Genomic DNA, 7,186 nt, shown 5'->3' with positions numbered 1-7,186 from the left:
AATGCTAATCTAGGGCTTGCACGTAACCAGCAAGCACCCCTGCAAGGACACTGAATTTTGGTGCCATTCCTTAGTTTCCTTTTGCACACCTTAGGTCTTACTTTTCATCTAGTTTTAATGGGGGTAAATATTCATCAATCATTGCCTTAATGCGTTGCTCCATTTTTAAATCACTCCCCTCCTCTTGGCGTTTGGTTAATACTTCAATGTCTAACCTAGTCTTTGGCGACTCATCGGGAGGTAATCCGCCCTCAATCTCTCTAATCAACGTTTTGGTGGCGTTGTCAAAGTCCTCTCTTTGGATTAGATGGTTGAGTTGCATTTTAAAGTCCTGCAAGCTGGTAGGCTTGTTCAAAGTGACTTTGATGTGGTATCTTAAAGCAACAAGCACTGGCCTTGGTGTTAATGTCTTTAAAAGAGGCGATCAAAGCCTTGTGTGATTTTGATAAAATTCTGTGTTACTTGGCTTTTAAATGTGCCCTCTTTGAGCGTGTTTTAAGTGTTTGAAGAAGGCTTAGCTTTTAGCCTGTTTGCCCGGCATTGAGACTAGCACTCCCTCCAAAGTGCTTAGCAAACTAAACCTGTTCTTGCTCGGGGGTATAGACTTTATTGAGGGCTTTTTGGGCCACCTGTACATACCCATTCATAAAGCGTTTGGTTGCCCTTGCAAGGAGAATGTAATCAACAAGACTAGCAAATGAGCAAAAGTTCTGCTTTTGCAAACGTTTTAGCGTTTTAAGGGTCATACCGCAAACCCATAAAAAGGTGAAAGGCAAAAGCCCCAGTGGCGGAGGTTGATTTTAAAGGATTTGCACCCAAGAACCCTTAAAGCCCATTTGTTCTAAGAGAGTTTGGGGGCTCAAGGGTGGGGGGCTTTGAAGGCTAAATTTTAGGGCGTTAGCAGGAATGGGGGTTATTTTAGTGAGTTGTGCGCCATGGGGTTGCCAAGTAAAGCAGTGTTGCCCCTGTGCATTGAACCCGATTAAATTCCCCCGCGCGTTGAGCTCCCAAGAGTAGGTATTTTCAAGGGACTTAATCTCTTCTTCGAACAAAACAAAATCTTTTAAATCTAGCGCGCGCACTAACACGATTAATCTTAATTGCTGGCAAGAATGCAAAGCGATTTTAATACGCTCGTTATAGATGTTAATCAAAGCCTGCCCGGTTTTGGCTAAATTTTCTTGCCATTGCATTTGGTAGGAATACAAGGGGCTAGCGCGCCCAATAATCAGGCGTGCCATCTCCAGCTTGAAGGGGGTTTTAGTTTGATAGTTTTCGCGCTATAGCCAATACCTCCATGTTCTAAATCCAGCAAACCCAAAGGGGATAAGCATATATCGCTCTTAAAAGCCCCTCCTAAAGCGCGCACAAAGTCATCTCCGCTAATTTCTCTTTTAAGCGCGATCCAATAGATCAAATGCGCGCCTAACTCTACAATGAAGTTTTTAGAAAAGGTGTTTAGCTCCCTTTTGGGGCGCGCATCTCTAAGCTTAGGCGCATTGGGCACTAAAGCAAATCCATTAAACGCTTAGCTAGCGCGCTAATCACAGGGATACAGACAGAATTACCACACTGGGCGTGTAGGTGGCTAGGGCTCACCACAATTTTAAAGTCTTTGGGGAAGCCCATGAGGTTTAAAAGCTCTCTTGGGGTGAAGTGGCGTATTCCATTGACTAGCTGGTAATTGTACGAAGCACTCGCCCTAAGCGCGCAGGCGTGATCTAGGATACTGATATTCCCGCTCTTGTTTTCATGCCAAATAGAGGGGCTAAACACTTGTTTGTTTTGCACGCTGGCCAATCTCTTGGCGCGGATATATGCGGAGGCTAGGGCAGAGTTAGGGGGGTTAGGCTCTAGAATAGAATTAAGATGATAGGGAATTTTAACAAAATCAAAGTTAAAGGCTTGAGCCAAGCGCGAATCTAAAAAGCCGATTAAAAATAGCCGTTCGCGCTTTTGAGGGATACCAAAGTCTAGGGCGTTGAGCACTTGAAAGCGCACGCAGTAGCCTAAATCTTGCAAACTTTGCAAAATCACCCCTAGCGTGCGCCCTTGGCTGTGAGTGGCTAATTGCTTGACATTCTCTAACAAAAAGGCGCGGGGTTTGTGGTAAGAGAGTATGCGCACAATCTCAAAGAATAACGCCCCTCGTGGGTCATCTAAGCCCCCTTGAGCCCCCATAATGCTAAAAGCTTGGCAAGGAAAACCCGCGCACAGAATATCAAAGGGGGGAATGTCTTGGCTTAGGATTTGGGTAATGTCCCCTGCGGGGGTGTCTTTAAAATTAGCCTTGTAAGTTTCTCTAGCATGCAGATCAATCTCAGAAGAAAATACACAATGAGCCCCAGCCTGCTCAAAAGCTAGTCTAATGCCTCCAATTCCGGCAAAGAGATCGATAAAACGCATCTGCGCATTCTAATGAAAAACTCCTAAAAAAACCAAAAGATCTTATATCCCCCAAGTTGTGCTATGCGCTGTTCTGTAAGAAGTGCTGGAAGTGGTTAATACAATTTGTTCCTTGTCATTTATGCGTGTTAAAAACTTAAAAAGATTTAAGTTCTTGCAATTGGCTTTAAAACTTGCTAGAATCGCTATTATTGGCCAAGAAGGAGTTTTATATGGTTAAACGGGTGTTTTTAGGGATGGGATTTGTTGGACTCTTGGGTTTGCCTTTAGAAGCGGCTAAAGATGGATGGTTTGCCCAAGTGGGGGTGCAATACTCCCATGCGGCTGGGTCGCGTGCGTATAAAACTCCCAATTCGACCACGACTTACCCCTTTTCTGGCGATCTAGGGGGTGTGGATTTTCAGGGGGGCTATAAACAATTCTTTGGTAAAAAACGGCATTGGGGCGTGCGTTACTATGGTTTGATTAGCTTGCAAGGTGGGGGCTTTTCAGAAAAAACAGACAATAAATACCCCACTCAAGGGTCTTTGGGGAATTATTTTTATGGGGTGGGGATTGACGCGTTGTGGAATTTTTTCCGTGCTAAGGGCTATGATATTGGGGCTTTTGTGGGCATGGCTGTGGGGGGGAGCACTTGGACCTTGGGGGCAGGCAAGGCTAATGGCGTGTGCCAAACCACGGTCAATAATGCCTATTGTGTGAGCTATAATGACTGGTTTCTTAAAAGTGCAATTGGCAATAACAACGCCACCTTTTCGGCTACTTTTGTGCAATGGATGTTTAACTTCGGAGTACGTGCTAATTTTAGAGCGCATAATGGCGTGGAGGTGGGCTTTAGAGTCCCAGCTATTAACAACCCCTATTACAGCGCATATTCAACGGGTCAAACCAACACTTTTTCTTTTAGACGCGTGATCGTCCTTTATGCCAACTATGTCTATAACTTCTAGGGGGATTTAGACCCCCATTATCCTTGCGTGGGTATTTGGTTAATTAACTTTTGTTACAATCGGCACTTATTTTTTGGCAAGGGGTTGTAGATGCAGATTGGTTTGAGTTGGAAATTTTACGGGATTTTGGTCAGTGGTTTAGTGTTTTTGGGGTGTGCGCACACAGAGAGTCGCGCACAACTCGCACAATTCCAGCAAGCTTACTATGCCAAACAAAACCCACAGGCAGATAAACTTTCCAAAAAGTTCATTGATCAAGACAAAAAACAAAAAGATGCGCCTTTATGGGAGTTGCAAAACGGCGTGAATGCCTTTATGATGGGCTCTTATAAGCCTTCTTTGGAGATGTTGGACAAAGCCGATAAGGTTTTTGATACCAACTATAAGAACTTGGAAAAAACCCTCTCTAAAGTTGGGGGTGCGACCTTTGGGAATGAAACCAATAAACCTTATGAGGGACATATGTATGAATGGGCTTTGACCAACTATTACAAAGCCTTAGATTATGCGCTTTTAGGCAATATGCAAGAGGCACGCGTGGAGTTTAACCGCACCATTGAGCGCCAAAGACGCTTGAAAGAGTTTTACAGCAAGGCAATCCAAAAAGCACATACCCAAATGGAAGAGGAAGCCAAGAATAAAAATCCGGGCAAACTTGCTAAATTCACAGCTAGACTTGGCAATTTTGATCAAGAATTGGAACAACGCTACTCAAATTTAAAATACATGGCTGCCTATGATGGCTTTATCAACCCTTGGATTAGCTATGTTGCTGGGTTATTTTATACCATCGATGGAGACAGCAAGGGTATTGACGATCTCAAAGAGGCCTATGCGGTGAGCAAAATCCCCCTTGTTGCTCAAGATATCAAGAATTTTGAACACCACAGCACACACAAAAGAACTTGGGTGGTTTTAGAAGATGGGGTGCAACCCACTTTGAAAGAATATAAAATCACTGAGCTTAATTTTGCGATCCCCACTTTAAAGGATGGCAAAGACTTCCACAGCACTTTCCGGTTGGTCGCAAATGGTAAGGCACAAGATTTTGAGGTTCTCTCCCACTTTGATGCGGTGGTGCAAACAGAATATAAAGTTACCTTGCCTGCCATCAAAACCCGCGCCATTAGTTCAGCAATCTTAAAAACAGCTGCGGGCAAGGGCTTACAAACAGCTGGAGCTGCGACAGGTGGCGATGCTGGAATGGCTATGATGGCTGTTGGGGGGATTATGAGCATGGTGAATAAAGCCACTACGGCAGCTGATATTAGAGGTTCTAATATTTTCCCTAAAACGGTCTATGTGGCGCGCTTTGATAATGATGAAACCCATAACTTTGCTGTCAATGTGGATCACTTAAAACAAAATTTTCAAGCGATTGCTTGTAATGACACCACAAAACCAACAGCCAACCAGTTCTGTGGCAATAAAAACAATATCATTTTTGTCCGTAGCCTCCCCAACTCCCTTAGCGTGCAAGTGCTCCCCCTCAAATAACAAGCTTGCGCTAACACCTCTGCCCCCTAGCCCCCTTGGGGGCTCCGCCTTTTCTATTTTAACTCTTTGGATTCCAAATCACCCTACAAGCCACGCGCTTAAAGCTGGGCTAACACCTCTTGAGGGTCTTTATAGGGCAAGTCAAACGCCCTAGCGATTCCCTCTTGGGTGAGATAGCCCTGATAAGCACTCAAACCCCCCAAAGTCTGGGCAACCACCTTATCTTTTGCTTGTAAAAAGCCTTTGAGTCCATGTTGTAAAAAATACAACACATAGGGCAAACTTGCATGGCTATAAGCAATCGAGCTTGTTTTAGCCACAATCCCGGGCATGTTGGGCACGCCATAGTGGAACAAATCCTCCTCTAAGTAAATGGGTGCGGAGGTGCTGGTTTGGTGGATGCTTTCAATGCACCCGCCTAGATCGCATGCCACATCCACAATCACCCCTCTTTTTTGCATGTGCTTTAAATGCCGTCTTAAGATCACTTTGGGCGTAGCCGTGGCGGTTTGCAACACCGCCCCCACTAAGCCTAGCGCGCCCTCTAGGGCATAGATAATATTAGTTTCATTCACACCCAACACTTCTAAATGATAAAGGTGGGTGTAGGGGTGATCTTGTAATTTGGCAAAATCCAGCTCTAAGATCACCACCCGTGCGCCCATCACGCTAAGAGTCCTAGCCGCCTCTAAGCCCACCACGCCCCCGCCCACAACAACGACTTTTGCCTGAGGTTCGCCCGCCAAACCACGCAACAACACCCCCCGCCCAAAGACACCCGGCAAATGTTCTAGGGCTAACAAGTAATGCTGGATAAAATGGGCGGCTAAATTGCCCGCAACCACACTCATGGGGGCCAAGATCGGGTAATTGCCCTTAGGTCCGGTGATGGTCTCGGTGCAAATAGACAAAATCTTTTTATCCACCAGCATGTGCGCTAAAGAGGTATTATAAGCCAAATCCAAATAGCTAAAGAGAGTCGCCCCCTCTTTGAGTAAGGCATATTCATGCTCTAAGGGCTCTTTGCACTTTAAGATCATGGGCTGATCCCAGGCCTGCTTGGTGGGGACAATCTGTGCCCCGGCTTGCTGGTATTGCTGGTTGGTATAACCGCTATTCAAGCCCGCATTTTCTTCAACAAAAATTTGGCAATTGGCATTTTGCACCAACACCGCCACATCTTCGGGCACTAGGGCTACGCGGAACTCCGCATCCATGCTCTCTTTGGGCAAGCCAATGGCGATCATGCATGGTCTCTTGAATGGGTTTTGTGGGGGTGTTTCCTGCGTTGCAAGGCATACCGGGTCGCGCTCATCAAGAGTTCTAACACATCTTGTTGATCATCGCGCCCACCTCTGTGCATGTCAGGGTTGTATTCGGTGATCTCAATAGCCGCTAAGCGATCGCCAAAAGTATCCAGCAATAGTTGTAATAAATCTTGCAATTCATGGGGGTATAGACCGCGTTTTTCACGCACACCCGTAGAAGTGAAAATCCCCCCATCCATCACATCAACATCAAGACTTAAATAAATCGTGTGGATACCCTTGAGGTGTTCTTTAGCCCTTTGTACCACGCCAAACATGTCCTCTCTAATTTGCGCCACACTGAAAAGAGGGATATTGTATTCAGCGATCACCTCATCTTCACTGCGCTCCGTGCTGCGCACGCCAAAATACACTAAGTAAGCGGGATCAAAAGGCACAACCCCTTTTTCAAGCCCCAAAGAACATAAATCTTGCCAATATTCTTTTTCTTGTACGCTCAAATCATTAGGACCAGCATGCACTTTGTTGAGCACCATACCTAAGGGCATGCCATGGATATTGCCTGAGTGACTGTCATGAGCGGTGTGGATATCGGCATGCGCGTCTAAGTATAAAATCCCAATTTTTTCTTTAGGGTGTTGGCTACGCAAGGCTTGGATAATGCCAAAGGCATTAGAGTGTTCTGAGCTTAAAATAATGGGGAATTGGTGCTCTGCAAAGACCTTTTGCATGCCCGGGATCAGGGCATCTCTGCAAAACAGATAGTAATCTTCAAAGCGTTTGGCATGTTTAAAGGAAGTGTCTAACACGCACTGTTCTTCCTTGATAAAAACGGCGTGTTTGGCGACTTCTGGGCATCTTTGAATCAACGCCTGCCTCAAACATTCTACTCCCTTATTGCTCCCCCGCCTAGATGCCCCCAATTCTGCTGACAATGCGACTAAAACCATATTGCCTCCTTAAGGATTTTAAATGAGTTGGAAATTTGTTTCTGATACACACAGAAATCAAGAAGACTCTAACGAAAAAGGCTAAATGGGGCTTGAGTTAGCCTTTTAGGCAAAA

The 7,186-nt window shown here is 45.4% G+C and carries 8 protein-coding genes; 2 read left to right on the top strand and 6 right to left on the bottom strand.

Features of this window, described 5'->3' with window-relative positions:
• Nucleotides 1–97: 97 nt before the first annotated feature.
• The 4 genes from EAO36_RS05495 to dcm all read right to left on the bottom strand — a co-directional run bounded on the left by EAO36_RS05495 (nt 98) and on the right by dcm (nt 2,406).
• Complete coding sequence (locus EAO36_RS05495) at nt 98–391, bottom strand: hypothetical protein (protein ID WP_120955815.1); 294 nt, start codon at nt 389–391, stop codon at nt 98–100.
• 409 nt (nt 392–800) lie between these two features.
• Nucleotides 801–1,241: a hypothetical protein gene (locus tag EAO36_RS08735; protein WP_235852275.1), complete on the bottom strand. Its 441-nt coding sequence runs from the start codon at nt 1,239–1,241 to the stop codon at nt 801–803.
• Complete coding sequence (locus EAO36_RS08475) at nt 1,229–1,507, bottom strand: hypothetical protein (protein ID WP_162983091.1); 279 nt, start codon at nt 1,505–1,507, stop codon at nt 1,229–1,231. The genes EAO36_RS08735 and EAO36_RS08475 overlap by 13 nt, the downstream gene beginning before the upstream one ends.
• A complete protein-coding gene (gene dcm, locus EAO36_RS05485; protein ID WP_120955814.1) occupies nt 1,507–2,406 on the bottom strand; it encodes a DNA (cytosine-5-)-methyltransferase in 900 nt (299 codons plus the stop codon). The genes EAO36_RS08475 and dcm overlap by 1 nt, the downstream gene beginning before the upstream one ends.
• Nucleotides 2,407–2,618: 212 nt before the next feature.
• Here dcm and EAO36_RS05480 point away from each other — a divergent pair, with 212 nt between their 5' ends.
• Nucleotides 2,619–3,356: an outer membrane protein gene (locus EAO36_RS05480; RefSeq protein ID WP_120955813.1), complete on the top strand. Its 738-nt coding sequence runs from the start codon at nt 2,619–2,621 to the stop codon at nt 3,354–3,356.
• 90 nt (nt 3,357–3,446) lie between these two features.
• Nucleotides 3,447–4,853, top strand: coding sequence for a COG3014 family protein (locus EAO36_RS05475; protein WP_120948453.1), 1,407 nt, complete (start codon nt 3,447–3,449; stop codon nt 4,851–4,853).
• Nucleotides 4,854–4,951: 98 nt separating this feature from the next.
• Here the strand turns inward: EAO36_RS05475 and EAO36_RS05470 are convergent, their stop codons facing one another.
• Both EAO36_RS05470 and rocF read right to left on the bottom strand, forming a co-directional pair.
• A complete protein-coding gene (locus EAO36_RS05470) occupies nt 4,952–6,097 on the bottom strand; it encodes an alanine dehydrogenase (protein WP_205586162.1) in 1,146 nt (381 codons plus the stop codon).
• Entirely contained in the window at nt 6,097–7,071 is a 975-nt protein-coding gene (gene rocF, locus EAO36_RS05465; protein ID WP_120948455.1) for an arginase, read from the bottom strand. The genes EAO36_RS05470 and rocF overlap by 1 nt, the downstream gene beginning before the upstream one ends.
• Nucleotides 7,072–7,186: the final 115 nt, after the last annotated feature.

This window comes from Helicobacter mehlei (genome assembly GCF_003660265.1).
In the GTDB taxonomy this organism is placed as follows: Bacteria; Campylobacterota; Campylobacteria; order Campylobacterales; family Helicobacteraceae; genus Helicobacter; species Helicobacter mehlei.
This window is presented reverse-complemented; position numbering and strand designations above follow the sequence as displayed.